The organism is uncultured Granulicatella sp. (assembly GCF_963521425.1).
GTDB lineage: Bacteria > Bacillota > Bacilli > Lactobacillales > Aerococcaceae > Granulicatella.
The window spans coordinates 25,842-50,640 of record NZ_CAUQUN010000004.1 but is presented as its reverse complement, the minus strand read 5'-3'; the positions used below and the strand labels follow the sequence as shown (position 1 = coordinate 50,640).

Here is a 24,799-nt window from a genome sequence, read left to right as displayed (position 1 = left end):
TTTTTTAAATGGTGAAGTGTTAAGATTGTTTTAGAATAAGATTGAGGTGATATAGATGTCTAATAATTTTTTGGATGCAGTTTCTAATCCAACATGGAAAACATTAACGAATGAAATGAAAGTAGTCGTCATACAAAATATTCTCAGACATTTTGTTGATCCTATATTAGAGGTTATGAAAATTACTCCTGTCAGTTATCAATTTGGAGGTATTAAAACTGATACATTTGAAATAGTTATTGATGGTGTAGAGTATGTCTTCATACCAGGTCAAAAGAAATGTATTTTAGGATGGGACAGTGGTTTATCAGGTTTATCAGGTCTTGACTGCAGTGAAGAAAGACAAGAATTAAGATATGAGTTAAAAAGATATTGCAATCAACAATTGATAAGTTCACTTTTAATGGAAGAAGGATTTTTGGATCAAGATTTTTCTCATATTCACTTAACTACTGAATATATCGATGAAAAAATTAATGCTTCGACTTCACCTTTAAGAGAAGTTGATATTCCTGCTTTATTAGTTGAGAAAAAGCCAACGTTTGTAGGTTTAAAATTTATTGGGCATTATAATGTCATTTCAGGACAATTATCAATAGCAGCAAATCAAACAGAGGAAATCATTCAAAATATTCAAGAATTATTACTGCCAGAAGGACAAGGGAATCATTTTTTAAGAGAGTATCCTACTGTAGGAAGAAAATCACCTTTGTTTATTCAACAAAATCAACTGAATTCTGATTTGTTTGATTGTTATATAGATGATGCTGTGTCTTTCGTAGAGTTGAAAAGAGATATAGAGCGTCATGGTTTTGGATTGTTAACGGAAGATGAATGGGAATATTGTTGTGGTGCAAGTTGTCGTCGATTGTTTAAATGGGGAACTCAGTTGAAACGTCAATTATTCCATAAAAATATTTCTCCTTTATGGAAAGAGAATATGTTCGGATTGATGATTGCAAATGCAGAATTTGGTCCAGAAATTATTGATGATGAGCATTATACGAAAGGTGGCTGGTTAGAGGAGACTCATAAAGCACCGATTATTAATTTATTGCCTTTATCTTCGTATTATCGTGGAGAGGGGATTGAGGATAAGGAGAAAGAGTTAACCCCAGGATATTATTGTGTAAGAAGAGTAATTCGTATCGATTCAAATGGATAGATTTTTTGAATAGAAATTTTATAGTAGCTAGGACGCAAGCAAACCTGACGGTTTCATTGCTAAAATTCGAGCCTTGGTCTCGAATTTTCCTATAACATAAGCCATTTTTGGCTTATGTTATTTTAGCTACTATGGAATTTCTATTCTTTTTTGTCAAAAAGTCAAAAAAAGTCAAAGAAAATGTTTGACCTTTATTGACTAATGATGTATACTATAAACATCAAAGGAATTTGATACTAGAAATGGAAGTAAAAGAATGGGGGAAGCAAGATGAATATTGAAAAAATGACAACGATGATGCAACAATCACTTGCTCAGGCACAAGAAATTGCACAAAATAGAAAACATCAAGAAATCGATGTCTCACATTTGTGGAAAGTATTTTTAACGCCAAATCATTTTGTGAGAAATCTATATGAAGATGTCCATGTTCCAATTTCAGAATTAGAAAAATTTGTGGATGAAAAGATTGATCAATTACCAGTCGTAGAAGGAAGCCAAGTCCAATATGGTCAAAGCTTAAGTCAATCTTTCTATCAATTACTAACGAAAGCAGATGAAATTAGACAACAATTTCAAGATGAATATTTAGCTACTGAAGTGATTGTACTAGCTTTAATGGAAACGAATCATCCGATTAAAGAATTTTTAGTGAAACATCAAGTAACCAAACAAATATTACAAGAAAGAATTGAAAAATTGAGAGGAGGAAGTCGTGTGACTAGTCAAAATCAAGAAAATCAATATGAAGCATTAAAACAATATGCACAAAATTTAAATGAAGCCGTAAAATCTGGTAAACAAGATCCAGTTATCGGTCGTGATGAAGAAATTCGTGATGTTATTCGTATTTTATCTAGAAAAACAAAAAATAATCCTGTATTAATTGGAGAACCTGGTGTAGGTAAAACAGCTATCGTAGAAGGTCTTGCACAAAGAATTGTGCGTAAAGATGTTCCTGAAAATTTAAAAGATAAAGTCATTTACTCATTAGATATGGGAGCTTTAATCGCTGGTGCAAAATTCCGTGGGGAATTTGAAGAACGTCTAAAAGCAGTTTTATCAGAAGTGACAAAATCAGAAGGGCAAATCATTTTATTTATTGATGAGATTCATACAATTGTTGGAGCTGGTAAAACAGAAGGTTCAATGGATGCCGGTAATTTATTAAAACCAATGTTAGCTCGTGGAGAATTACACTGTATTGGAGCAACAACATTAGATGAATATCGTGAAAATATGGAGAAAGATAAAGCTTTAGAAAGACGTTTCCAAAAAGTATTAGTTCATGAACCAACTGTAGAAGATACAATTTCTATTTTACGTGGATTAAAAGAACGTTTTGAAATTCACCATAGTGTTAATATTCATGATAATGCTTTAGTAGCAGCGGCAACTTTATCAAATCGTTATATTACAGATCGATATTTACCAGATAAAGCGATTGATTTAGTCGATGAGGCATGTGCAACGATACGTGTAGAAATGAATTCAATGCCAACACAATTGGATACAGTCACTCGTCGTTTAATGCAATTAGAAATTGAAGAACAAGCATTAAAAATGGAAAAAGATGAAGCAAGTAAAAAACGCTTATCAATTCTTCAAGAAGAATTAGCGACATTACGTGAAGAAGCCAATAGCTTAAAAATGAAATGGGAAATCGAAAAAGAAGAAGTGAATAAAATTCGTGATAAACGTGAAGAAATTGATCGCTTAAAACATGAATTAGAAGAAGCTGAAGCTGAATATAATTTAGAAAAAGCTGCTGAACTTCGTCATGGTCGTATTCCTAAATTAGAAAAAGAAATTCAAGAATTAGAAGCTCAAGCAAAACTTCATGCTCAAGAAGATAATCGATTAGTGCAAGAAGCTGTAACAGATGAAGAAATCGCTCGTGTTGTAGGACGATTAACAGGTATTCCAGTAACTAAATTAGTAGAAGGAGAAAGAGAAAAACTTCTTCAATTAGAAGATACTTTACATGAACGTGTGATTGGACAAGATGAAGCTGTTCAAAAAGTGGCAGATGCAGTCTTACGTTCTCGCGCAGGATTACAAAATCCAAATAGACCAATTGGTAGCTTCTTATTCTTAGGACCAACTGGTGTTGGTAAAACAGAATTAGCGAAAACATTGGCAGAAAACTTATTTGATAGTCAAGACCATATGGTCAGAATTGATATGAGTGAATATATGGAGAAATTCTCTGTGAGTCGTTTAGTCGGAGCACCTCCAGGATATGTTGGTTATGAAGAAGGCGGTCAATTAACAGAAGCTGTTCGTCGTAATCCATATACGATTGTATTATTAGATGAAATTGAAAAAGCACATCCAGATGTCTTCAATATCCTATTACAAGTATTAGATGATGGTCGTCTAACAGATTCAAAAGGTAGAGTCGTTGACTTTAAAAATACAGTCTTTATTATGACAAGTAATATTGGTTCTCAATTCTTATTAGAAATTCAAGGGGAAACAATTGATGCTGAAACGAGACAAGCAGTGGAAGGCGTCTTGAAGGGTACATTTAAACCTGAATTTTTAAACCGTATTGATGAAACAATCTTCTTCACACCATTATCAAAAGATCATATTTATGGCATCATTGATAAGATGTTGAAAGATTTAAATCTTCGTTTACAAGAGCAAGAGATTCAATTAGTGTTTACGGATGAATTGAAAGATTGGATTTCTGAAAATGCTTATAATCCTGTTTATGGTGCTCGTCCAATTGCTCGTTATATTCAACGTGAAATTGAAACACCATTAGCAAAAGAATTAATTCGTTCAAGTATTTTACCAGGAAATACCGTACAATGTGATGTAGTAGCAGACCATGTTACATTTCATGTAGTTGAAGAATAATATGGAAATTTAACAAATAAATACAAAAAGAAAACTTTTCTAAGTAGTAGTACTATAAGCCACATATTTGTGGCTTATAGTACAGGAAAATTTGAGACCTAGGCTCAAATTTTAGCCATGAGATTCGCTTTGCGAAGCTGCTGGCGTCCTTACTACATAGAAAAGTTTTTCTTTTTTTATTTATTCAGATGTAGGTTTACGTTTACGTACACCCCAGAATTGGAAGTAGTCGGTACGAATGGCACCATTATATAGTTTACGTTTCTTAGTGGCTTGTTTTCCGTAATGTTCCTCAAAACTTAAATCACTCGTTAAAATATACTTACTCCAAGTTTCTAATGGTTCATACGTTTGTCCCATTTGACGGTAAATATTTTGAGCTTGTTCTTCAGATAATAAACGATCACCATATGGTGGATTAGCTACTAATACACCATTTTCTTTCTTCGTACGGAAATCTTTTAATTGCATTTGTTTAAATTCAATATGCTTGCTAACGCCCGCTTTAATTGCATTTTGTTTTGCAATCTCAATCATAGAACCATCAATATCAGCTCCAAGAATGTCTAATGTTACATCTGTACGAATTTCTTTTCTTGCTTCTTGACGAACAGTGTCAAATGCTTTTGGATCAAAGAATGTCCATTTTTCAGCTGCAAATGAACGGTTTAATCCTGGAGCGATATTTAATCCAATTAAAGCAGCTTCGATTGGAATGGTACCTGAACCACAACATGGATCGTAAAATGGTTTATCTGGGAACCAATTCGTTAACATAACAAGAGCAGCAGCCATATTTTCTTTTAATGGTGCGCCACCTTTTTCTGTACGGTAGCCACGTTTAAATAAGCTTGTTCCACTTGTATCAATGGTTAATGTTACCACATCTTTTAGGATAGAAACTTCGATAGGATAGAGTGCTCCTGTTTCTGGTAAATGGGTTCTACGAGCGTAAGCTGCACTTAGACGATTAACAATTGCTTTTTTTACGATAGATTGGCAGTTTGGTACACTATGTAAAGTTGATTTAACAGATTTTCCTGATACGGGGAATTCTGCATCAACTGGTAAAATTTGTTCCCAAGGGAGTGCCTTTGTTTGTTCAAATAATGAATCAAATGTTTTAGCTGTAAATTGACCAAAAACTATTTTAATCCGATCTGCGGTGCGTAAATAAATGTTTGTTTTCGCAATATCATAATCATTTCCAGTAAAATAAGCTTTTCCATTTTCTACTTGGCAATCATACCCAAGAGTTCTTAATTCTTTTCCAACAAGAGCTTCAATGCCAGCCGCAGCAGTGGCGACTAATTTATAAGTTGTCATAATAATTTCCTTTCTATAAAATGATAGTTTTTCAAAAAAAATACCGGGAGACCCCGGTAAATAACCTGAATGCAAACTTCTATAAGCCATGTTCTGTTCCATCAATTAGCAGGTTCTAATTGATTTCAGTAATCATCTGTCTACACAAATGTGCCTCTTTTTTCGTTCATTTCCTAATAAAGAGTGCCCCTACCATAAGTTTGGGTTGCTCGCTCGAGGGGTTTACCGCGTTCCACCATTTCCGTTTCCAGAAATGCTTCGTCACTGTGGCACTTTCAAGAATACTTTGGCATAGAAATTCCTTAGCCATTTTTTCTGCCGTCAACTAATCGTTGCCTTAGCTTATGGTTTCGCTAAGCACGAACACTACAGACATCTCAGACTGTGCGAGCATGGACTTTCCTCAGCAGTGAATACACTACCGCGATTACTCAAAGTTTACAAGTATAATTAATCTTTGATTGGGGTAATGACACGAGTTTTGTCTAAATCGTCTTCGTCATCTTCTTCTAATTTTTCATCAAATACATGTTTCTCTAAATTGGCTAAACGTTTTAAAATATCAAAGTTTGTAACTCCAGCAGAAGGAATGCTAGCTGAGCGAGTTCCTTTTGTGACAGTTGCTTGTTTAGATAATTCATCCACTTTATTTAATAAACGTTCATTTTCACTTTGTAAAAAGCTAATTTCTTTTTGGAATGTATCATAATCACGAATAATTAAATCTAAAAATGCATCTACTTCTTCAATGTCAAATCCTCTAAATGAGCGTTTAAATTGTTTATTTAAAATATCTTTTGTTGATAAATGTCTTGCCATGGTTTCATTACTCCTTAATATCTATAATCAATTATCTTTTGTTGGTTAGGTTGCTTGCTACTCGATGCAAAATGTCTTTTGCAAGCAGTGAAAAATCTATTGTTTTTCTATCTTCAATATCATACTAAAAAATCGGAAAAATTACAAATATGTTACATTATATTTTTAGGTAATTTTTATTTTCTTTGTTATAATATCTTTTGAACAATGATAAACGTTAAAGGAGAGTCAATAAATGGATTGGTTAGAAGTTACAGTAGTAACTCATACAGAAAGTGTAGAGGCAGTCAGTGAAATTTTTATGGAAATTGGAGCAAAAGGAGTTTCGATTGAAGATCCTCTCGATTATGATCAATTAAATCAAGAACAATTAGAATGGCTTTCAGTAGAAAGAAAGTCTTTATATGAAACAGATGAAGTTTTTGTCAAAGCTTATTTCCAACCAAATCAATGGAATGATGAAATGACTGAAATAGTTACGAATAGAGTTCAAGAACTAAAATCTTTTGGATTAACAATTGGAAAAGGGATTGTTACTTTACAAACAGTAGGAGAAGCAGATTGGGCTGAAGCCTGGAAAAAATATTACTTCCCAGTTCGTGTAACAAGATATTTAACAGTTGTTCCTAGTTGGTTAGAATATCAAAAACAACAAGAAGATGAACTCTTAATTCGATTAGATCCAGGTTTAGCATTCGGAACAGGAACACATCCAACGACTCAATTATCACTAGCAGCTTTGGAACAATATGTTCGTGGTGGAGAGAGTGTACTAGATGTTGGGACAGGATCTGGTGTATTAAGTATTGCAGCTAAACTATTAGGTACAAGTGATGTCACAGCTTTTGATATTGATGAGATGGCAACAAGAGTTTCTAAAGAAAATATTTCTTTAAATCCAGAAGTTGGAGAAATTGCTGTTTATGAAAATAATTTATTACAAGGAATTCATCAACCTTCTGATTTAATTGTAGCAAATATTTTAGCTGAAATTTTATTAATGATGCCAGTGGACGCTTATCATAATTTAAAAGAAAATGGTATTTTAATTTTATCAGGAATTATTCAATCAAAAGCAGAGGAAGTACGTTCTGCTTATGAAAATGCAGGATTTACTTTAAAACAACAACTCACAATGGGTGAATGGAATACATTTGTCATGACAAAAGTGAAAGACTAGGTGAAAGAGGATGCAACGTTATTTTATTAATCAAGTCATTCAATCAGTCGGAGAACAGATTTCTGTTCTAAAAGATCAAGAACATCATATGGTAAAAGTGATGCGTATGAATATCGAGGAATGTTGTGAAGTCGTAGATGAAAAAGAACAATTGTATATCGCAAAAATTACTCAACTATCTCCTTTCGAGTTAACAATCGAAGAACATAAAGAACAACAGGTGGAATTACCGATTAATGTTACGATTTTTGTAGGACTTTCTAAAGGAGATAAATTAGAAACCATTGTCCAAAAAGCAACAGAATTAGGCGTTCATACAATTGTTCCAGTAGAAATGAAGCGGAATATGGTGAAATGGACAAAAGATAAATCACAAAAGAAAATCGAAAGACTACAAAAAATTGCTCAAGAAGCTGCAGAACAATCTCATCGACTACATGTTCCAAAAGTATTAGACTTAATGTCATTAAAAGAAAGTGTTGTCTTAGCTAAGCAATCGACAAAAGCATTAGTTGCATTTGAAGAAGTTGCTAAAGAAGGAGAAGCGGCAGTATTTGTTCAAACTTTGACTTCGTTACAAAAAGGAGATTCGATTGCCTTTTATTTTGGTCCAGAAGGTGGATTCGATCTACAAGAAATTGAGTATTTAAATAGCCAGGAAGTACATTCTTGTGCCTTAGGTCCAAGAATTTTAAGAGCTGAAACAGCACCCATGTATGCACTTACTGCAGTGTCCTATCATTTCGAGCTTTTAAAAGGTTAGAAATAGTTGACGGAAGGCTAAGAAAGAGATAGGATAAGTATTATCTAAAGTTAAGAAAGCAGTAACAAATAATAGTTTAATACGGTTACTGTAATGAATTAAGGGGAAAAACGTATATGTCAAAAAATAAAAATTATACGGCTGAAGATGTGATTTCACTCTGTCGTGAATATATGAATGAAAAGAGTATTCAGTTCATTGAAAAAGCCCTTGAATATGCGACGTTCGCTCATAAAGATCAAGTAAGAAAATCTGGAGAAGCATATATTGTTCACCCAATTCAAGTAGCTGGAATTTTAGCAGAATTGCGATTAGATCCAGATACAATTGCAACTGGATTTTTGCACGATGTTGTTGAAGATACAGGATTTACGATTGAGGATATCGAATATGTATTTGGCAAAGATGTTGCATTTTTAGTAGATGGTGTTACAAAACTAGGAAAAATTAAATATAAATCTCATGAAGAACAGCAAGCAGAAAATCATCGTAAAATGTTATTAGCAATGGCGAATGATTTAAGAGTTATTATGGTAAAACTAGCTGACCGTTTACATAATTTAAGAACTCTAAAATTCCATAAACCAGAAAAACAACGCATGATTGCGAATGAAACATTAGAGATTTATGCACCTTTAGCACATCGACTAGGGATGAATAAAATTAAGTGGGAATTAGAAGATACATCATTAAGATATCTAAACCCACAACAATATTATCGTATTGTTCAATTAATGGATTCAAAACGTGATGAACGTGAAGCATATATCCATGAAACAGTGGTGAATATCGAAGAAGCTACAAAAGAATTAGAAATCGAAGCTGAAATATATGGTAGACCAAAACATATTTATTCAATTTATCGAAAAATGAAAGATAAAAAGAAAGATTTTAATGAAATCTATGATTTACTAGCGATTCGTGTTTTAGTGAATAGTATTCGTGATTGTTACGCAGTTGTTGGGGCAATCCATACAAAATGGAAACCAATGCCTCGTCGTTTCAAAGATTATATTGCAATGCCGAAGGCAAATATGTATCAATCCATTCATACGACAGTTATTGGACCAGGTGGTAAACCGGTAGAAATTCAAATTCGTACATTTGAAATGCATGCTGTTGCAGAATACGGGGTTGCTGCTCACTGGGCGTATAAAGAAGGAAATACTCAAAAAGTATCGGCTGATCCACTTCAAAAACAATTAGATTGGTTTAAAGATTTAATTGAATTACAAGATGATTCAAAAGATGCGAATGACTTTATGAATAGTGTGAAGGAAGATATTTTTGGGGATAAAGTGTATGTCTTTACTCCAAAAGGAGATGTTTCTGAATTACCATTAGGTTCAGGGCCGTTAGATTTTGCCTACAATATTCATACGGAAGTTGGAAATAAAACAGTTGGTGCAAAAGTTAATAATAAAATTGTACCATTAAATTATCAGTTAAAAACAGGAGATATTGTAGAAGTATTAACTTCTGCTAATTCATTTGGTCCATCAAGAGACTGGATTAATTTAGTCTTTACGACTCGTGCGAAAAATAAAATTCGTCGATTCTTTAAATTACAAAATCGTGAAGAAAGTATTCTTCGTGGACGTGAATTATTAGAAAAACAAATTGTTGATTTAGAATTTTCTCCAAAAGACTTTTTATCAAAAACACAATTAAAAGAAATTGCTGGGCGATTTAATTTTGCAAATGAGGATGATTTGTTTGCAGCGATTGGTTTTGGAGAAGTTTCTGTTCAAACAGTTGCCAATCGTTTAACAGACAAAGCTCGTCGAGAAATTGAAAAGCAAAAAATGCAAGAAGAAGCTTTTGAACAAACGACTGAAAAAATTCAACGAAAAGATACTCAAAAGATGAGTATTAAGCATGAAAATGGCGTCATTATTGAAGGGGTTAATAACTTATTAATTCGCTTAAGTCGTTGTTGTAATCCAGTACCGGGTGATGAAATTGTTGGCTATATTACAAAGGGGCGTGGCATTTCTGTCCATCGTAATGACTGTCCGAATGTTAAAGTTCAACAAGATCAACAAACTCGTCTAATTGATGTGGATTGGGAAGATACAGGTAATTCTAAGCAACAATATGATACGGAATTAGTTGTTGAAGGATATAATCGTAATGGTTTATTGAATGAGGTATTAAATGTCATCAATAGTATTACGAAGTCTTTAAATTCTGTAAATGGTAAAGTGGATTCTAATAAGATGGCTACAATTACGGTCAATATTGGAATTCATAATACGGAACAATTAGAATTTATTGTGAAGAAAATTAATCAAATTCCTGATGTTTATAGTGTTCGTCGTGTAATTTCTTAATCGAATACGAGAAAGAGGAAGAGTTATGAGAATTGTTTTACAGCGTGTTTCTCATGCGAGTGTTACTGTTGAGGAGAAAGTCATTGGAAAGATTCAACGTGGTTTTCTTTTATTAGTGGGTGTAACGCATGATGATGCAATGGAAGATATGGAATATCTTGTTCGTAAGATTGTTCAGATGAGAATTTTTGAAGATGAAGAGGGGAAGTTGAATCGTAGTATTCAAGATATTGGCGGTGAGATTTTATCGGTTTCGCAGTTTACTTTATATGCGGATACGAAGAAGGGGAATCGTCCTTCGTTTTCAAAGGCTGCTCCTGGGGATGTTGCGATTGAGATGTTTGATCAGTTTAATGGTTTGTTAAGAGAGACGGGGATTTCTGTTGAGACGGGTCAGTTTGGTGCGGATATGAAAGTAGAGTTACTAAATGACGGACCAGTGACAATCCTGTTGGATTCAAAGAACCGTTAATGGGGCGTAATAGAAAAAGAGAACAAAAAAAGACTTATATTAGTAGTAGCTTGGACGCCAGCAGCTTCGCGTTGCGAATCTCATGGCTAAAAATCGAGCCTAGGTCTCGATTTTTCCAGTAATAGAAGCCACTCTGGCTTCTATTACGTGAGCTACTACGGAAAGTCTTTTTTTTGTTCTCTTTTTCTATACTTAGTAAGTGTCAGTCATGTAAGGTGCGTTTAAAACTTATTGTTTGGACTGCATGAGCTTAGCAGAGCGAATTTCATGTTTACCTTTGCTACTACGGGAAGTCTTTCCACTTCTCTTTTTCTATACTTTTTTAGTGTCACTAACATATACGTTGAAGACTTTTATTGGCGTTGGTTTTCTAGGTCTGTGCGGACTACTAAGACGTCGCAGCTTGCATTTCTGATGACGTATTCTGATACAGAACCGATAAATAAACGTTCTACTGCGTTTAGTCCTGTGGCGCCCATCATAATTAAATCAATTTGATAATCTTTTGGAATATTCTTAGAAATATAAACTTTTGGTGAACCGTATTCTAAAACAAAATCGATGTCATTAAAATCATGTTCTTGGGCATATTGTCGATATTCTTGGAATAAATTTTCTGATTGTCTTTGAATTTCTTCATTAAAATTTCCTTCAAAACCAGTAGGAGTTTGGAGTACTCGTGTATCAATAATGTGAGCAATTAAAACTTGAGCACGATTTCTTTTAGCAACCTCAATTGCTTTTTCAAAAGCTAATCTAGCTTCATTAGACCCATCTACCGGAACTAAAATTTTTGAATATTCATGGAACATAACAATCACTCCTTCATCTTTATACCCTTATTATACCACTATGAAATAGTTTTAAAAGGGGTTTCATAAAGATAAAATCCATTTATAAAAGAAAAAACCACTCAAAGAGTGGTCCAAAGTAAAAACTTTATTGATAGATTTCCGGTGATGCCGTTTGATGTATTTGATAGTTTTGAACCCGCATTCTAAGCAGGTGGGCTTCTATGAGTTACTTCTTAACTTCCAAGTGCAATGGCTTGTTATCCATAACAACAATCTGAATCCCTAAAAAGTCATTAATTGTTCGGTCAACACTTAGTAAATACCGCGCACATCTCAGATTTCTATGTCACTATAGTATCACTCCTGCTATAAAAAATCAACACTTGAATTGATAGCGTTTACTTATAACTGAAGCACAAATATTTTTTAAGCAGATAAGTTGAAAATGATTTCAAATATGATATGATAAAAGAAAATTTAATAATTACAAAACATTTGGGGTGCCAATTGGCTGAGATTATACCCATTGAACCTGATCTGGATAGTACCAGCGAAGGGAAATGTGGAATGTTACGATAGTAATGTTTTCTAATGATTTGTTTGCTTGATATAAAAAGATATTATTTTATGATGGATTTATATCAGAAATCAAAAATTAGTTTTCATTGCTTATGTACATAATGTTAGTGAATGGGCCTCCTTTTGTTTTGAAAACGAAGGGAGTTTTTTTTATGGAAAAATGGAGTTTGAAGGATGTCATTTTAATGGCATTATTAGCGTTTCTTTTTGGGGGCGTATTTATGGGAGCAGGATTTTTGTATGTCGCATTAGAAGTGGCATTAACACCTGGAGGGTATAAACCTTTTGCGAATGAAATTTTATTTGGACTATGGACGATGGCTGCTCCAATGATTGGGGTACTGTTGAAGAAGAAGGGAAGTTCGACTCTTGGAGAAATGTTAGCTGCTTTAGCAGAAATGTTAATGGGTTCTCATTTCGGAGTTGGAGTTTTAGTTTCTGGTTTTGTTCAAGGATTAGGAACTGAAGCAGGATTTTTTGCAACAGGTTATAAGAGATATGACACTTTTTCTCTTACATTAGCTGCAATTGGTACAGTTGTTTTTAGCTTTATTTATGAGTATTTCAAATTAGGATATGGCGCTTATTCTTTAGGATTTTTAGTTGCATTAATCGTTGTACGTTTTATTTCTGTTTTTGTTTTTGGTGTTGTATTTGTAAAAATAGTGATGAACTTATTAGAAAAAGTAAAAGCTACAAGAGGAAATTAATCAATGAATGGAATCACTTTAGAAGGTGTCAGTGTTTGGCAAGGGAACACTAAAATTCTTCATCATCTTCATTGCCAATTAGAAATGGGCGAATTCATTTTACTAACTGGAGATACGGGGAGTGGGAAGTCAACTCTATTTCAATTTTTATCAGGAATTAAACCGATGACTTTTGAAGGTCAGTGTTACTTGTTAGGAAAAGATATTTCTTCCATGACACCAGTACAAAGAGCAACAATTACGGGAACTGTATTTCAAAAAGCTTATCGTCAATTTACGATGAAAAATTTACGGAGTGAATTAACGTTTACTCTTGAAAATTTAGGGTATGATTTTGAAAAAATTCAAGAACGAATTCATCATGTTACGGTTGATACAGTAACGCAACATTTATTAGATCGTCCTTTTGTTCAATTGTCTGGTGGGGAGCAACAACGTTCTGCTATTGCCGTCTTATTAGCAATGGATGTTCCGATTTTATTATTAGATGAGCCATTTGCTAGTGTTGACGAAAAAAGTAGACGTTCCTTAATGAAATTATTATTTGAGCTTTCAAAAAAAGGAAAATTAGTTATTGTTAGTGATCATGATACGAATGGTTACAGTGAATATGTTAGTCGTGTATTACATATTCAGCAAGGTTGCTTGCAGACAGTTCCGATTAGCACTTTATCGAATCATTCAGTTATTCCATTAGAACAAGAAGGAGCTTCTAAAGATAAGTTTTTCACGTTTCAAAATGTTATAAAAGAAGGTTTATGGTCGATTCCAGAGTTTTCTTTAGAAAAAGGGATTACGACTTTAACAGGAGATAATGGTGTTGGAAAATCAACTTTACTAAGAGCAATGGTTCAATTGTCAAAAGTAAAAGGCAATTTTATATATGAGGGGCAAAAAATTACTAAGAGAAATCGCTCCAAATTGTTAACATTGACTGTTCAAGAAGCGATGCATCAATTTGTTACTTTAATGCCAAGGGATGAATTGAATTTTGGTATGAAGAGATTTGCTCATGCTCAAGAATGGCAAGAACGAATACTCACCGAAACACCATTAGGTTCTAAACTAGATACAAGTCTAATGTATTTAAGTGGAGGAGAACAAAAGCTGATTCAGCTAATCTGTATGTTAAGTTTGGATATTCCATTATTATTATTGGATGAACCTTTTACTGGATTAGATAAAAAAAGTTGCCAATTAATGGGAGAATGGATGAAGTGGAATCAACAAACACATGATCAACAATTATTAGTCGTTTCACATCGATTAGCCCCATTAGAAGGTGTGAGTCAACATCATATTCAAATCAGTGAGCAGACATTACAAAAAGGGGGAATTCAATATGGAAAAACAGTCTAAAAGCTTAGCTTTTTCTCTTTTTCTAATACTAGTGACGATTGAATTATCGTTTGTTCCTTCAAATGTCTTGAATATTTTTGTATTAGTGGTTGGATTCTTGTATCTACTTTGGAAGAATCAGTGGGGTGTCATTGGTGCTTCAATTATTGTTCCATTATTTCCAGCGATTGGTAGTTATTGGTCGATTCGTGTTCAAGGAATTCATTTAGAGCTAGCTACAGTGATGTTTACTAGAACATTTGCATTTGCTTTATTAGGATTTTTATTGGCATTTAGTGTGGATTTGGAAGAATTATTATTAGTCTTGGAACAAAAAGGACTGCCGCCTCATTTTGTCTATGGCTTATTAGTCATTATTCATGCTTTTCCATATATTCGAAGAGAAGTTGTTCAAATGAAGGAAGCGAGTCAATTAAGAGGTCGTCCCTTACATTTTTGGTCAAGCTTATATTATATCAAAGTCATTTTTACAGCTTATCACTTACAAGAGCAATATGAACAAGCAATGATTAGCCATGGATTTGATGAAAAAGGAAAACGAACACCATCGATTATTTGGAAAAATGATTATAAAGCTTTAGGATGGATGATTGTAATATTTGTAGTAGGAAATACTATTGGATGGTTATGGAGGTAGGAAAATGACATTTACAGAAAAAGCAATGGAAGTTTCTAAACGTTATTGGCAAGGAAGTTTTGAACATCCATTTGTAACAGGCTTACAAGATGGGACATTGAGTGAACCGATATTTCGTTATTATTTATTACAAGATCGTTATTATTTAGAACATTTTAGTAAATTATATCAAATTATTTCTGATGCATCTGATGATCCAGAAGTGAAAGAATTAATGCGTAGAAATTCGGAACATTTAGCACAAGGTGAACAATTAATTCGAGAAGAATTTTTTCAAGAATTAGGCATTGATGAAGAAGAAATCAAAAATACACCGATTGCTCCAACTGCTTATAATTATGTATCACATTTATATCGACAACTAGCAGAAAAAAATGTAGTTGTAGCTTGTGCAGGAATGTTACCTTGTCCGTGGTTATATCAAGCTATTGGGGAACAATTAATCAAACAAGGTTCTCCTCATGAAATGTATCAACGATGGATTATGACGTATGCGGGAGAAGACAGCAAAGAAGCGGTTCAGTATGAATGTGGTGTTATCGAACGCTTATATGAAGAAGCAACGGATGAAACAAAAGAAGATATGATAGAAGCATTTTATCGTAGTTGCCAATTTGAGTATCTATTTTGGGAAATGGCAACTACACAAGAAACATGGAAATTAGAAGGTTAAGAAGGGTAGAAAAATGAGTAGAAATAAAAAAATTATGTTTTTAGCAATGATGGTAGCGTTAGATGTGGTATTATCCCCATTAATGCGAATTGAAGGAATGGCACCAATGTCTAGTACGATTAATGTCATTGCAGCAATGTTAATGGGACCAGTATATGGAGTTGCCATGGCATTTTTAACAGCGATTCTTCGTATGACTTTATTAGCGATTCCCCCTTTAGCGTTAACAGGTGCAGTATTTGGAGCGTTATTAGCAGGGATTGGAGCAAGAATGACTAAAAACATCTATGGAGCGATGATTGGTGAATTTATTGGAACAGGATTAATTGGTTCCTTATTATCTTATCCTGTAATGGTTTGGTTTACTGGAACTACAACTGGGCTATTCTGGTTTGTTTACACACCACGTTTTTGTGGAGGAGCAATTATCGGTTCAACGATTGCTTGGTTAGTTTGGGTAAAATTAAAAAATGTATCAACTATTCAACGGATTCAAAAATTATTTGCACCATCTAAGGAATGTCCATTATGCAAAATGTTTTAGAAAAAGTATTTCCATTACAACGACCTCTGATTCATTGCATTACCAATGGGATTACAAAGGAACTAGTGGCAAATGCATTATTATATGTTGGGGCAAAACCAATTATGGCTGAAGATGAACGAGAAATTGAATCAGTTATTCAAGTTTCATCTGCCGTATTACTGAATATTGGACACTTAACAGATCAAAAAGAAGCTTGCATCATCAAAGCAGCGAAACTAGCAAATACTTATCAAAAACCACTTGTTGTAGATGCTGTTGGAATAGTGGGGCTATCTAATCGCCTTGCTTTAGTACAAAGTTTATTAGACATGGGCGTTACCGTTGTTAAGGGAAATATCTCCGAAATGAGACGATTAGCTGGACTAACTAGTAGTGCCAAAGGAGTCGATAGTGCTAAGGAAGACCAAAGTATGATGGAATTAAAGGAATTAGCTCATGCATTAAGAAAGTTGGCTAAAACTTATCCTCAAACAGTTTTTCTAGCAACGGGAGAACAAGACTTAGTCGTTACTGCTTCAAACACTTTTTGCCTAAAAAATGGGGTAGATTCTTTAGAATTATTTACAGGTACTGGAGATGTAGTAGGAGCTCTCATTGCGGGTGTTCTAGGAAGTGGAATTGAACCACTAGAAGCGACGATTGGAGCAATTAGTTATTTTAATATATGTGGAGAAAAAGCAAGCAAGGTACTCCAGCAAGGAATGGAAAGTTTTCGAATCGAAACATGTAATCAATTATCCAAACTATACGAAGAAAATTGGCAAGAAATGCTAAAAATGGAGGACTGGACAAATGAAGAACTTAGATAAAACATTAGCCCTTTATTTAGTAACGGCACGTTATGATTGGAAAGAGGAAAATTTTTTGAAAAAAGTAGAAGAAGCTTGTAGGTCTGGTGTGACTCTTGTACAATTAAGAGAAAAAGAATGCACTACAATAGAATATTATGAATTAGCAAAAAAGGTGAAGACTATAACTGACCAGTACCAAATTCCTCTTATTATTGACGATCGAGTAGATATTTGTTTAGCAGTTGATGCTAGTGGAGTGCATATTGGAGCGGATGAATTACCTGTTGAAGTAGTTCGAAAACTGATTGGAAAAGATAAAATATTAGGAGTTACAGCTAAAACAGTTGAACGTGCATTAGAAGCAGAACACAATGGAGCAGATTATTTAGGCGTAGGAGCTATTTATCCAACTACGACAAAAGTAATTACTCAACCAACCTCTATTGAAACTCTTAAGGAAATTGCGACAACCGTATCGATTCCTATCGTAGCCATTGGTGGTATTAAAGAAGATAATATGGAACCTTTAAAAGGAACGGGTATTGCAGGAGTAGCCATAGTTAGTGAGATTATGAAAGCTGAAAATATTCAAGAAAAATGTTACTGTTTAAGAAAAAAAGTAGCGGAAATTTTAGGAGGGGAAGTCAATGAGTAATGAAACGATTCAAGTAGTGACCATTGCTGGATCTGATTCAGGAGGAGGAGCAGGGGCTCAAGCCGATTTAAAAACATTTCAAGCTCGGCAAGTTTTCGGAATGAGTATTTTTGTAGCTTTAACAGCACAAAATACTTTAGGAGTACAAGCAGTTCATGAAGTACCTAGTGCATTTATTGATGCGCAATTTCAATCATTAGCGAGTGATTTTCATATTCGTGCTGCAAAAACAGGAATGTTAGCAGATAGTCGAGTTGTTCGCACCGTAGTAGAAAATTATAAAAAAGTAAATTTTGGACCATTAATTGTAGATCCTGTTATGATTGCTAAAGGCGGACACCCATTATTACAACCAGAAGCGATTGAAACGATTAAAAAAGAATTATTACCAATTGCCACAGTGTGTACACCAAATTTACCAGAAGCGGAAGAATTAATTGGCAAGAAAATCATAACAGAAAAAGATATGATAGAAGCTGCAGCTATTTTACAAAATATTGGAGTAAAAAATGTCATTATTAAAGGCGGACATGGAACACTGGATATTGTAAAAGACTTTATCTTACTAGAAGATGGAACAGCATTTTGGACAGAAGCCAAACGAATTCAGACAGCTTCTACCCATGGAACAGGAGACACTTTCTCCGCTTGTATTACCGCTGAATTAGCAAAAGGACAACCTTTGAAAGAAAGTATTATTACAGCTCGCAAATTTATTCAAGGAGCGATTGCTCAACCAATCTATGTAGGAAATGGACACGGCCCAACAAACCACTGGGCGAAGTTAGATGAGAGTATTCGAGTAATTGAAGCGTAAGAAATAGGAATATGACTTTTCGATGTAGGAGAGGATGACAATATGTTGTCTGAATTTACTAGTGGAGAGTTGTATTCTTTTTTTAGTGAAAACAGGTGACATACCAGACTTCTAGACTTACAATATAAAATGTAAAGGAGTGAGTAGTATGGTACACAATAAAAAATGGTTTTACGGATTTATTTTACTCTTTTTAGGGAACACACTTTTGTTAAGGTCAACAGAATTTTCTTTAATACTGTCAATTATAATAATACTGTTAGGTCATATATTCATTATATTGATTGGAAAAGAACAGTTTGGTCTGAAAAAAATTATTAAAAGTAATATTGTGATTGCGTTAGTTTTTATGATATATCATTTTGTTTTCAATCAAATGCAATTAGGTCTGCTCCATAATATTCTCATTGCAATCATAGTGTATGTTTCGTTTTGGTATTTAAGTCGAGAAAAATAATAACAAGATACTAAAACATAATAGGAGATACTTTACGCTTGTATTTCGAAAGGATAAACTTTGAAAGAGACCATTATTAAAATACGGAAATTAATTAAAATCTACTCATCATTTGTAGAGATGAGAAAAATGTAATGACAACACATCTAACATCAATTAAAATGATGTAAAATAACGAGGAGATTATCAGATGAGTAATTATATAAAATTTAATGAAGATAGATGGAATAATGTAAATAATGACTATACTGAGCCATTAACACATGAACAATTAGAAGAACTTAAAAATAAGCCTATTTCTGTTGCATTAACGATTGGGAAAAAAGTTCCGGAAGAATGGTTTGAAAAAGCCAATGGAAAAAAGATATTAGGATTAGCTTGTGGTGGTGGACAGCAGGGTCCAGTTTTTGCGTTAAAAGGTTATGATGTAACCATAATGGATTTCTCTACATCACAATTAGAAAGAGATGAAAGGGTTGCTAAAAGAGAAGGGTTAAAAATCAAAACTGTTCAAGGAGATATGACAAAACAATTTCCATTTGATGATGAGACTTTTGATATTATTTTCAATCCGGTTTCTAATGTATATATAGAAGACCTAGAAAACATGTATAAAGAAGCTTCACGAGTATTGAAAAAGGGGGGACTGTTAATGGTCGGATTTATGAATCCTTGGATATACATGTATGATGCTGATATTGTATGGGACAAACCCGATGAGGAATTACTTTTAAAGTTTTCAATACCTTTTAATTCAAAAGAGCTTGAAGAGGAAGGCAAGATAACCATAAATCCAGAATATGGATATGAATTTAGCCATACCTTAGAAACTCAGATTAGAGGACAACTTAAAAATGGTCTTGCCATGATCGATTTTTATGAATCATGTGATAAAAGAAATAGATTATCACGTTATGGAAATGATTATATTGCTACACTTTGTGTTAAACTATAGTAGTATAGAACATATTTCAGGAGATAACTTATCTTACTTTGTGCAAAAGAATATCTTACTGATGAAACTGTAAAAAGAAAGTTTGATAGTTTTAAAAAGAAATGGACTATGATTAATGATTTGAATTATAGTTAAGTATAAGATTTATTTTAAGAATAAATGACGTTCTAGGAGGGATTCTAACCCTCATATGAATGACCAGTTTAAAATGATAAGATATGTAAACCAAAATTGAGTAGTAATCTTTATTAATTGTATATCATTCTTCACAAAATCCCCCGCAAGAATTTCTTGTCGGGGGATATTTCCATTTATTGAAACTTTTTATACTGTTCCTTCAACGCTTCTTCGAATTTCGAAGTTGGGTCTGGGTGGAAGTATTGTGTATGTTTCAGTGTATCTGGTAAGTATTGTTGTTTTACCCAGTGATTTGGATAATTATGTGGGTATTGATAATTCATTCCTCGTCCTAGTTTTTGGGCTCCTTGATAGTGTGCATCTTGTAAGTGGGAAGGGATTTTTCCTGATTTCCCTTGTCTAACATCTGAGAGTGCTGCATCAATGGAGGAAATTGCTGTATTAGATTTAGGGGAGAGGGCTAATTCAATGACTGCATTGGCAAGTGGAATTCTTGCTTCGGGTAAACCTAGTTTTTCGGCAGCTTGTACAGCTAATACGGCTCGACTGGCTCCTGCTGGGTTTGCTAATCCGATATCTTCATAAGCGATGACTAATAATCGTCTAATTAATGTAATGAGTTCGCCTGCTTCAATAAGTCTTGCCATATAGTGAAGTGCTGCATCTACGTCACTTCCTCGAATCGATTTTTGGAAAGCGGAGATGACATCATAATGTTGATCTCCGTTTTTATCGTGTGCGAACACTTTTCTTTGTAGACAGTTTCCTGCGATTTCTTCTGTGATGATAATTTTTCCGTCTTCATTTTCTGGGGTAGATTTCACAGCTAATTCTAAAGCGTTTAGTGAACTTCTAACATCTCCATTTGAAAAATGCGTCAATGTATGCATCGCTCCGTCTTCGACTTCTACATTATAATGTCCAAGTCCCTTTGTTTCATCAGTTAATGCACGTTTGAGTGCTTGATGAATTTCTTCTGGTGTCAGTGGGATGAGTTCGAAAATTTGTGTTCGACTGCGAATGGCTGGATTAATGGCAATGTATGGATTTTCAGTAGTGGCTCCTATTAAAATAACACGTCCATTTTCTAAGTGTGGAAGCAGGAAATCTTGTTTTGGTTTATCCAAGCGGTGAATTTCATCTAGTAATAAAATGACTGTTCCGCTCATCTTTGCTTCTTCAATGACAATTTGTAATTCTTTTTTTGTATCAGTGGCGGCATTTAATGTTCGAAAGGCATACTTTGTTGTTCCTGCAATGGCACTGGCAATACTTGTTTTTCCAATTCCAGGAGGGCCATATAAAATCATCGAAGAGAGTTGCTTGGCAGCAATCATTCGAGCAATAATTTTTCCAGGTGCTACTAAATGTTGTTGTCCGACAACTTCTTCTAAGCAAGTGGGTCTCATTCGGTATGCTAATGGTTGATTTTTCATAATTCTCCTCACTTTCTGTCAATTCTATTCTAGCATAGTTTAAATACTGACGTGAGTCAAAAATATTTACCTTATTTTGAAAAATATACTATACTAGTAAGAGTAGAAAATGATAGATGTAAATTTTTATCTAATAGAAAGGACGATATCTTTGCATTATTTAGATTATGCTGCCACTACACCGGTTGTAGAGGAAGTAAAGAAAGCAATTTTTGAAGAACTGGCTTATTTTGGTAATCCTTCTAGTGTTTACCAAATTGGTCGTAGTCAAAAACAAAAGATTCAGGCTGCTAAAAAAGATATATTACAAGAATTACATGCTGCTATGAATGATTCCATTATTTTTACAGGTTCAGGTTCAGAAGCGAATAATTTAGTGTTTGAATCGATTTGTCAGCAATTTGCAGAAGAAAAAGGAGAAATCATTATTTCTGGAATCGAGCATCCATCGGTTAAAAAATCAGCAGCTTATGCTGAGCAATTAGGATTCACGATTATTGCGTTAGTTCCTGATGAATCAGGTTCTATTTGTGTTAAACAAGTGGAAGAAGCTTTAACGGAAAAGACACGTTTAGTATCGATTATGACGATTAATAATGAAACTGGAGCATATCAACCGATTCATGAAATCGGCGAGTTATTAGTCGACCATCCTGCCTATTTCCATACAGATGCTGTGCAGGCATTCGCTCAAGAAGAAATTGATGTAACGGCTTCTCATATTGATTACTTATCTGCTTCAGGGCATAAAATTCATGCCCCAAAAGGAATTGGATTTTTATATAAGAAAAAATCTGCTCCGATTCATGCACTGATTAAAGGTGGTGGACAAGAACAAGGGTGGAGAGCAGGTACTGAAAATGTTCCATACATTGTTGGTCTCCAAAAAGCTCTTGCATTAGCCATTCAAACTAGAAATGAGAAGAAGAACAGATACCTTGAAGTATCAAAGTATTTACAAGACCAATTAACGGCTCGTCAAATTCCTTTTGAAATAAATGGGGATGAATTGAGAAAGAGTCCTCATATTTGTAATGTGTGGTTAAAAGGGATTCCTGCTAGTCAAACATTAATTATGTGTGATTTACATCAAGTAGCTGTTTCAGCGGGTTCTGCTTGTTCTGCAGGAAGTTTAGAACCTAGTCCTGTATTATCACTTATGTATCCTCAGAATAAAAGTAGAGTAGTAGAATCCGTTCGTTTATCATTTGGCGGTGACACGACTACGGAAGATATTGATGCATTTATTTCCTCAATATCCTCGATTAAACGACCATAGTATGCTAAACTAGAAGAAAGTGATGAAAGGAAGTGTTCATATGGCATTTACTCAAACAGCAACATTAAAAAATTCAAATCATGTGTATCGTGTATCTCCAACCGTAAAAGGATATACATTAAGAGATAATGGATTTGTTGAAACAAAATCAGGGAATTTTCAATTAATTCGCAGTTTAGATGATTTAGTAGTTGGACATCGTGGATTAAAATTAAAAGTTTCTGTAGATAAAGCAATGAAATTATTAAAAATTTCAACAACAACAAAAGATGGACTTCAAACTGTTCAATTATATGGAAATGAAAAAAACGGATATGCGATTGAAAAACTAGAATTTATTCTAGAAGGATTAGTAGAACGTGGCGTATTAGAAGAAGTATAAAAAAACGAGACAGAGTTTACTCTGTCTCGTTTCTATACATAGCACGGGAAGGTATTCCGATCACTATTGTTGATCTTCTTCGTGAGGGAGTGGCTTAAACTGCGCCACGAAGCTTAAAGTATCGCCAAAATAAAGATTTTCGCCTGGAATCTCATAGAGTTCCTGCATGCGTTTACTTAAAGAGTATGGAAGATTCGTAGAATCTTTTTCATACTTCGTTAAAGTATCTTTATTAATTTTTAGGTATTTGGCGGCTTCTAAGAGTGTCAAATTACGATTAACCCGTGCTGCTCGTAAAGATATTATCATACACTTATGCCCCCCTTTTACCAATATTAATTGTAGTGAAAATAAAATTATTTGTCAAATGCGCATAGGGCTATAATTCCTATCGTTATCGTATTTAAGAAGATTTTGAGAAAAATTTTTTGAAAAAATTTTTAGAAAGTGATATAAAATTGATACAGCGACCTTCAAATCGTTAAAACAGAAAAAAATTAGAAATGATGGTGAATGAATGAATAAGGAAAATATCCGAGTAATCGTCGGAATGAGCGGTGGAGTTGATTCTTCAGTAACAGCTCTTTTATTAAAACAAGCTGGATACGATGTAATTGGTATCTTCATGAAAAACTGGGATGATACAGATGAAAATGGTGTATGTACAGCAACAGAAGATTATAAAGATGTGGCGGCAGTAGCTGAACAAATTGGGATTCCGTATTATTCTGTTAATTTTGAAAAAGAATACTGGGATCGTGTATTTGAATATTTCTTAAAAGAATATCGATTAGGTAGAACTCCTAATCCAGATGTCATGTGTAATAAGGAAGTAAAATTCCAAGCGTTCTTAGAATATGCGCTACAATTAGGAGCAGACTATGTAGCAATGGGGCATTATGCTCGTGTGGAAAAAGACGAGAATGGAGTAGTTCGTTTATTACGTGGAGTGGATAATAATAAAGATCAAACGTATTTCTTAAGTCAATTAAATCAACAACAATTATCAAAAGCAATGTTTCCAATTGGACATTTAGAGAAAAAAGAAGTTCGTAAAATTGCAGAAGAATTTGACTTAGCAACCGCTAAGAAAAAAGATTCAACTGGTGTATGTTTTATTGGAGAGAGAAACTTCAATGAATTCTTGTCTCATTATTTACCAGCTAAACCTGGTAAAATGGTAACATTAGATGGCGAGGTTAAAGGAGACCATGCTGGTTTAATGTATTACACAATTGGTCAACGTCAAGGACTAGGAATCGGTGGCGGAGGTAAAACCAATGATCCATGGTTTGTTATAGGAAAAGATTTAAGCACCAATACACTTTATGTTGGACAAGGATTCCATCATCCTAACCTTTATTCTGATTCATTATTTGCGACAGATTTGCAATTTAATACAGATGAAGAAAAGCCAAATGAATTTGAATGTACTGCCAAATTCAGATATCGTCAACAAGATACTAAAGTGCGTGTTGTATTCCAAGAAGATGACAAGACAAAAGCTATGGTATACTTTGAAGAGCCAGTACGTGCGATTACACCTGGACAAGCAGTTGTATTTTATGATGGAGACATCTGCTTAGGTGGAGGCATTATTGATAAAGCTTATATGGAAGGAAATGAACGTCAATACGTTTAAAAATAGATAGAAAAGAGGGAAG

Annotated in this window: 23 protein-coding genes, 2 other RNA genes and 1 riboswitch; of the genes, 18 read left to right on the top strand and 7 right to left on the bottom strand. The window is 34.0% G+C overall.

Annotated elements, in window-relative coordinates; translation table 11 throughout:
• The first annotated feature begins 55 nt into the window (after positions 1-55).
• Together RWO76_RS02005 and clpB are read left to right on the top strand one after the other, a co-directional pair.
• Entirely contained in the window at positions 56-1,165 is a 1,110-nt protein-coding gene (locus tag RWO76_RS02005) for a hypothetical protein (RefSeq protein ID WP_314353969.1), read from the top strand.
• A gap of 270 nt (positions 1,166-1,435) precedes the next feature.
• Positions 1,436-4,033: an ATP-dependent chaperone ClpB gene (gene clpB / locus RWO76_RS02000; protein WP_314353968.1), complete on the top strand. Its 2,598-nt coding sequence runs from the start codon at positions 1,436-1,438 to the stop codon at positions 4,031-4,033.
• A 180-nt stretch (positions 4,034-4,213) separates the two neighbouring features.
• On the opposite strand, the gene RWO76_RS01995 is transcribed toward clpB, so the two are convergent.
• From RWO76_RS01995 to gpsB, 3 genes are all read right to left on the bottom strand, one after another.
• The gene (locus tag RWO76_RS01995; RefSeq protein WP_314353967.1) at positions 4,214-5,359 is read right to left on the bottom strand and encodes a class I SAM-dependent RNA methyltransferase; all 1,146 of its coding nucleotides are present in this window, start codon (positions 5,357-5,359) and stop codon (positions 4,214-4,216) included.
• 77 nt (positions 5,360-5,436) lie between these two features.
• Positions 5,437-5,798: RNase P RNA component class B (rnpB, locus tag RWO76_RS01990), an RNA gene on the bottom strand.
• A gap of 11 nt (positions 5,799-5,809) precedes the next feature.
• Positions 5,810-6,178, bottom strand: a complete 369-nt coding sequence (gpsB, locus tag RWO76_RS01985) for a cell division regulator GpsB (protein WP_314353966.1) — start codon at positions 6,176-6,178, stop codon at positions 5,810-5,812.
• Positions 6,179-6,413: 235 nt separating this feature from the next.
• Here gpsB and prmA point away from each other — a divergent pair, with 235 nt between their 5' ends.
• From prmA to dtd, 4 genes are all read left to right on the top strand, one after another.
• Complete coding sequence (gene prmA, locus RWO76_RS01980) at positions 6,414-7,358, top strand: 50S ribosomal protein L11 methyltransferase (RefSeq protein ID WP_314353964.1); 945 nt, start codon at positions 6,414-6,416, stop codon at positions 7,356-7,358.
• Between the two features lie 10 nt (positions 7,359-7,368).
• Complete coding sequence (locus RWO76_RS01975; protein WP_314353963.1) at positions 7,369-8,121, top strand: 16S rRNA (uracil(1498)-N(3))-methyltransferase; 753 nt, start codon at positions 7,369-7,371, stop codon at positions 8,119-8,121.
• 116 nt (positions 8,122-8,237) lie between these two features.
• Positions 8,238-10,454: a bifunctional (p)ppGpp synthetase/guanosine-3',5'-bis(diphosphate) 3'-pyrophosphohydrolase gene (locus tag RWO76_RS01970; protein ID WP_314353962.1), complete on the top strand. Its 2,217-nt coding sequence runs from the start codon at positions 8,238-8,240 to the stop codon at positions 10,452-10,454.
• A 25-nt stretch (positions 10,455-10,479) separates the two neighbouring features.
• Positions 10,480-10,926, top strand: coding sequence for a D-aminoacyl-tRNA deacylase (gene dtd, locus RWO76_RS01965; RefSeq protein ID WP_314353960.1), 447 nt, complete (start codon positions 10,480-10,482; stop codon positions 10,924-10,926).
• 353 nt (positions 10,927-11,279) lie between these two features.
• Here the strand turns inward: dtd and RWO76_RS01960 are convergent, their stop codons facing one another.
• Complete coding sequence (locus tag RWO76_RS01960) at positions 11,280-11,738, bottom strand: universal stress protein (protein WP_314353959.1); 459 nt, start codon at positions 11,736-11,738, stop codon at positions 11,280-11,282.
• Positions 11,739-11,872: 134 nt separating this feature from the next.
• Positions 11,873-12,063: non-coding RNA, 6S RNA (ssrS, locus tag RWO76_RS01955), on the bottom strand.
• A gap of 143 nt (positions 12,064-12,206) precedes the next feature.
• Positions 12,207-12,296, top strand: a riboswitch (TPP riboswitch).
• A gap of 155 nt (positions 12,297-12,451) precedes the next feature.
• On the opposite strand from ssrS, the gene RWO76_RS01950 reads away from it, so the two are divergent.
• From RWO76_RS01950 to RWO76_RS01910, 9 genes are all read left to right on the top strand, one after another.
• Complete coding sequence (locus tag RWO76_RS01950) at positions 12,452-13,009, top strand: ECF transporter S component (protein WP_314353957.1); 558 nt, start codon at positions 12,452-12,454, stop codon at positions 13,007-13,009.
• A 3-nt stretch (positions 13,010-13,012) separates the two neighbouring features.
• Positions 13,013-14,368, top strand: coding sequence for an ABC transporter ATP-binding protein (locus tag RWO76_RS01945; RefSeq protein WP_314353956.1), 1,356 nt, complete (start codon positions 13,013-13,015; stop codon positions 14,366-14,368).
• Positions 14,352-15,005, top strand: coding sequence for an energy-coupling factor transporter transmembrane component T (locus tag RWO76_RS01940; RefSeq protein ID WP_314353954.1), 654 nt, complete (start codon positions 14,352-14,354; stop codon positions 15,003-15,005). Before RWO76_RS01945 ends, RWO76_RS01940 begins: the two co-directional genes overlap by 17 nt.
• Before the next feature lie 4 nt (positions 15,006-15,009).
• Positions 15,010-15,678 (top strand): thiaminase II, encoded by a 669-nt coding sequence (gene tenA, locus RWO76_RS01935; RefSeq protein WP_314353953.1) that lies wholly within the window; start codon positions 15,010-15,012, stop codon positions 15,676-15,678.
• 13 nt (positions 15,679-15,691) lie between these two features.
• Entirely contained in the window at positions 15,692-16,222 is a 531-nt protein-coding gene (gene thiW, locus RWO76_RS01930) for an energy coupling factor transporter S component ThiW (protein ID WP_314353951.1), read from the top strand.
• A complete protein-coding gene (locus tag RWO76_RS01925; protein ID WP_314353949.1) occupies positions 16,207-17,034 on the top strand; it encodes a hydroxyethylthiazole kinase in 828 nt (275 codons plus the stop codon). Before thiW ends, RWO76_RS01925 begins: the two co-directional genes overlap by 16 nt.
• A complete protein-coding gene (thiE, locus tag RWO76_RS01920; RefSeq protein WP_314353948.1) occupies positions 17,018-17,671 on the top strand; it encodes a thiamine phosphate synthase in 654 nt (217 codons plus the stop codon). Before RWO76_RS01925 ends, thiE begins: the two co-directional genes overlap by 17 nt.
• Complete coding sequence (gene thiD, locus RWO76_RS01915; RefSeq protein ID WP_314353947.1) at positions 17,664-18,488, top strand: bifunctional hydroxymethylpyrimidine kinase/phosphomethylpyrimidine kinase; 825 nt, start codon at positions 17,664-17,666, stop codon at positions 18,486-18,488. Before thiE ends, thiD begins: the two co-directional genes overlap by 8 nt.
• Before the next feature lie 647 nt (positions 18,489-19,135).
• Positions 19,136-19,900 (top strand): class I SAM-dependent methyltransferase, encoded by a 765-nt coding sequence (locus tag RWO76_RS01910; RefSeq protein WP_314353946.1) that lies wholly within the window; start codon positions 19,136-19,138, stop codon positions 19,898-19,900.
• A gap of 311 nt (positions 19,901-20,211) precedes the next feature.
• Here RWO76_RS01910 and RWO76_RS01905 read toward each other — a convergent pair whose 3' ends face one another.
• A complete protein-coding gene (locus RWO76_RS01905) occupies positions 20,212-21,474 on the bottom strand; it encodes a replication-associated recombination protein A (protein ID WP_314353944.1) in 1,263 nt (420 codons plus the stop codon).
• 151 nt (positions 21,475-21,625) lie between these two features.
• Between RWO76_RS01905 and RWO76_RS01900 the strand changes: the two genes are divergently transcribed.
• Positions 21,626-22,753, top strand: coding sequence for a cysteine desulfurase family protein (locus tag RWO76_RS01900; RefSeq protein WP_314353942.1), 1,128 nt, complete (start codon positions 21,626-21,628; stop codon positions 22,751-22,753).
• A 40-nt stretch (positions 22,754-22,793) separates the two neighbouring features.
• Positions 22,794-23,135: a cysteine desulfurase gene (locus RWO76_RS01895; RefSeq protein WP_314353941.1), complete on the top strand. Its 342-nt coding sequence runs from the start codon at positions 22,794-22,796 to the stop codon at positions 23,133-23,135.
• Between the two features lie 63 nt (positions 23,136-23,198).
• On the opposite strand, the gene RWO76_RS01890 is transcribed toward RWO76_RS01895, so the two are convergent.
• On the bottom strand, positions 23,199-23,444 hold the full coding sequence (locus RWO76_RS01890; protein WP_314111000.1) for a helix-turn-helix transcriptional regulator: 246 nt from the start codon (positions 23,442-23,444) through the stop codon (positions 23,199-23,201).
• 208 nt (positions 23,445-23,652) lie between these two features.
• Here RWO76_RS01890 and mnmA point away from each other — a divergent pair, with 208 nt between their 5' ends.
• On the top strand, positions 23,653-24,777 hold the full coding sequence (mnmA, locus tag RWO76_RS01885) for a tRNA 2-thiouridine(34) synthase MnmA (RefSeq protein ID WP_314353939.1): 1,125 nt from the start codon (positions 23,653-23,655) through the stop codon (positions 24,775-24,777).
• The last annotated feature ends 22 nt before the right edge of the window (positions 24,778-24,799 follow it).

Bases quoted from the DNA above. Each gene is read 5' to 3' on its own strand.
- RWO76_RS01975 (WP_314353963.1), top strand. From the start codon at position 7,369: ATGCAACGTTATTTTATTAATCAAGTCATTCAATCAGTCGGAGAACAG.
- RWO76_RS01925 (WP_314353949.1), top strand. From the start codon at position 16,207: ATGCAAAATGTTTTAGAAAAAGTATTTCCATTACAACGACCTCTGATT.
- RWO76_RS01895 (WP_314353941.1), top strand. From the start codon at position 22,794: ATGGCATTTACTCAAACAGCAACATTAAAAAATTCAAATCATGTGTAT.
- RWO76_RS01960 (WP_314353959.1), bottom strand. From the start codon at position 11,738: ATGTTCCATGAATATTCAAAAATTTTAGTTCCGGTAGATGGGTCTAAT.
- tenA (WP_314353953.1), top strand. From the start codon at position 15,010: ATGACATTTACAGAAAAAGCAATGGAAGTTTCTAAACGTTATTGGCAA.
- dtd (WP_314353960.1), top strand. From the start codon at position 10,480: ATGAGAATTGTTTTACAGCGTGTTTCTCATGCGAGTGTTACTGTTGAG.
- mnmA (WP_314353939.1), top strand. From the start codon at position 23,653: ATGAATAAGGAAAATATCCGAGTAATCGTCGGAATGAGCGGTGGAGTT.
- thiE (WP_314353948.1), top strand. From the start codon at position 17,018: ATGAAGAACTTAGATAAAACATTAGCCCTTTATTTAGTAACGGCACGT.
- RWO76_RS01945 (WP_314353956.1), top strand. From the start codon at position 13,013: ATGAATGGAATCACTTTAGAAGGTGTCAGTGTTTGGCAAGGGAACACT.
- thiW (WP_314353951.1), top strand. From the start codon at position 15,692: ATGAGTAGAAATAAAAAAATTATGTTTTTAGCAATGATGGTAGCGTTA.
- prmA (WP_314353964.1), top strand. From the start codon at position 6,414: ATGGATTGGTTAGAAGTTACAGTAGTAACTCATACAGAAAGTGTAGAG.
- RWO76_RS02005 (WP_314353969.1), top strand. From the start codon at position 56: ATGTCTAATAATTTTTTGGATGCAGTTTCTAATCCAACATGGAAAACA.
- RWO76_RS01910 (WP_314353946.1), top strand. From the start codon at position 19,136: ATGAGTAATTATATAAAATTTAATGAAGATAGATGGAATAATGTAAAT.
- clpB (WP_314353968.1), top strand. From the start codon at position 1,436: ATGAATATTGAAAAAATGACAACGATGATGCAACAATCACTTGCTCAG.
- RWO76_RS01890 (WP_314111000.1), bottom strand. From the start codon at position 23,444: ATGATAATATCTTTACGAGCAGCACGGGTTAATCGTAATTTGACACTC.
- RWO76_RS01905 (WP_314353944.1), bottom strand. From the start codon at position 21,474: ATGAAAAATCAACCATTAGCATACCGAATGAGACCCACTTGCTTAGAA.
- gpsB (WP_314353966.1), bottom strand. From the start codon at position 6,178: ATGGCAAGACATTTATCAACAAAAGATATTTTAAATAAACAATTTAAA.
- RWO76_RS01940 (WP_314353954.1), top strand. From the start codon at position 14,352: ATGGAAAAACAGTCTAAAAGCTTAGCTTTTTCTCTTTTTCTAATACTA.
- RWO76_RS01995 (WP_314353967.1), bottom strand. From the start codon at position 5,359: ATGACAACTTATAAATTAGTCGCCACTGCTGCGGCTGGCATTGAAGCT.
- RWO76_RS01950 (WP_314353957.1), top strand. From the start codon at position 12,452: ATGGAAAAATGGAGTTTGAAGGATGTCATTTTAATGGCATTATTAGCG.
- RWO76_RS01970 (WP_314353962.1), top strand. From the start codon at position 8,238: ATGTCAAAAAATAAAAATTATACGGCTGAAGATGTGATTTCACTCTGT.
- thiD (WP_314353947.1), top strand. From the start codon at position 17,664: ATGAGTAATGAAACGATTCAAGTAGTGACCATTGCTGGATCTGATTCA.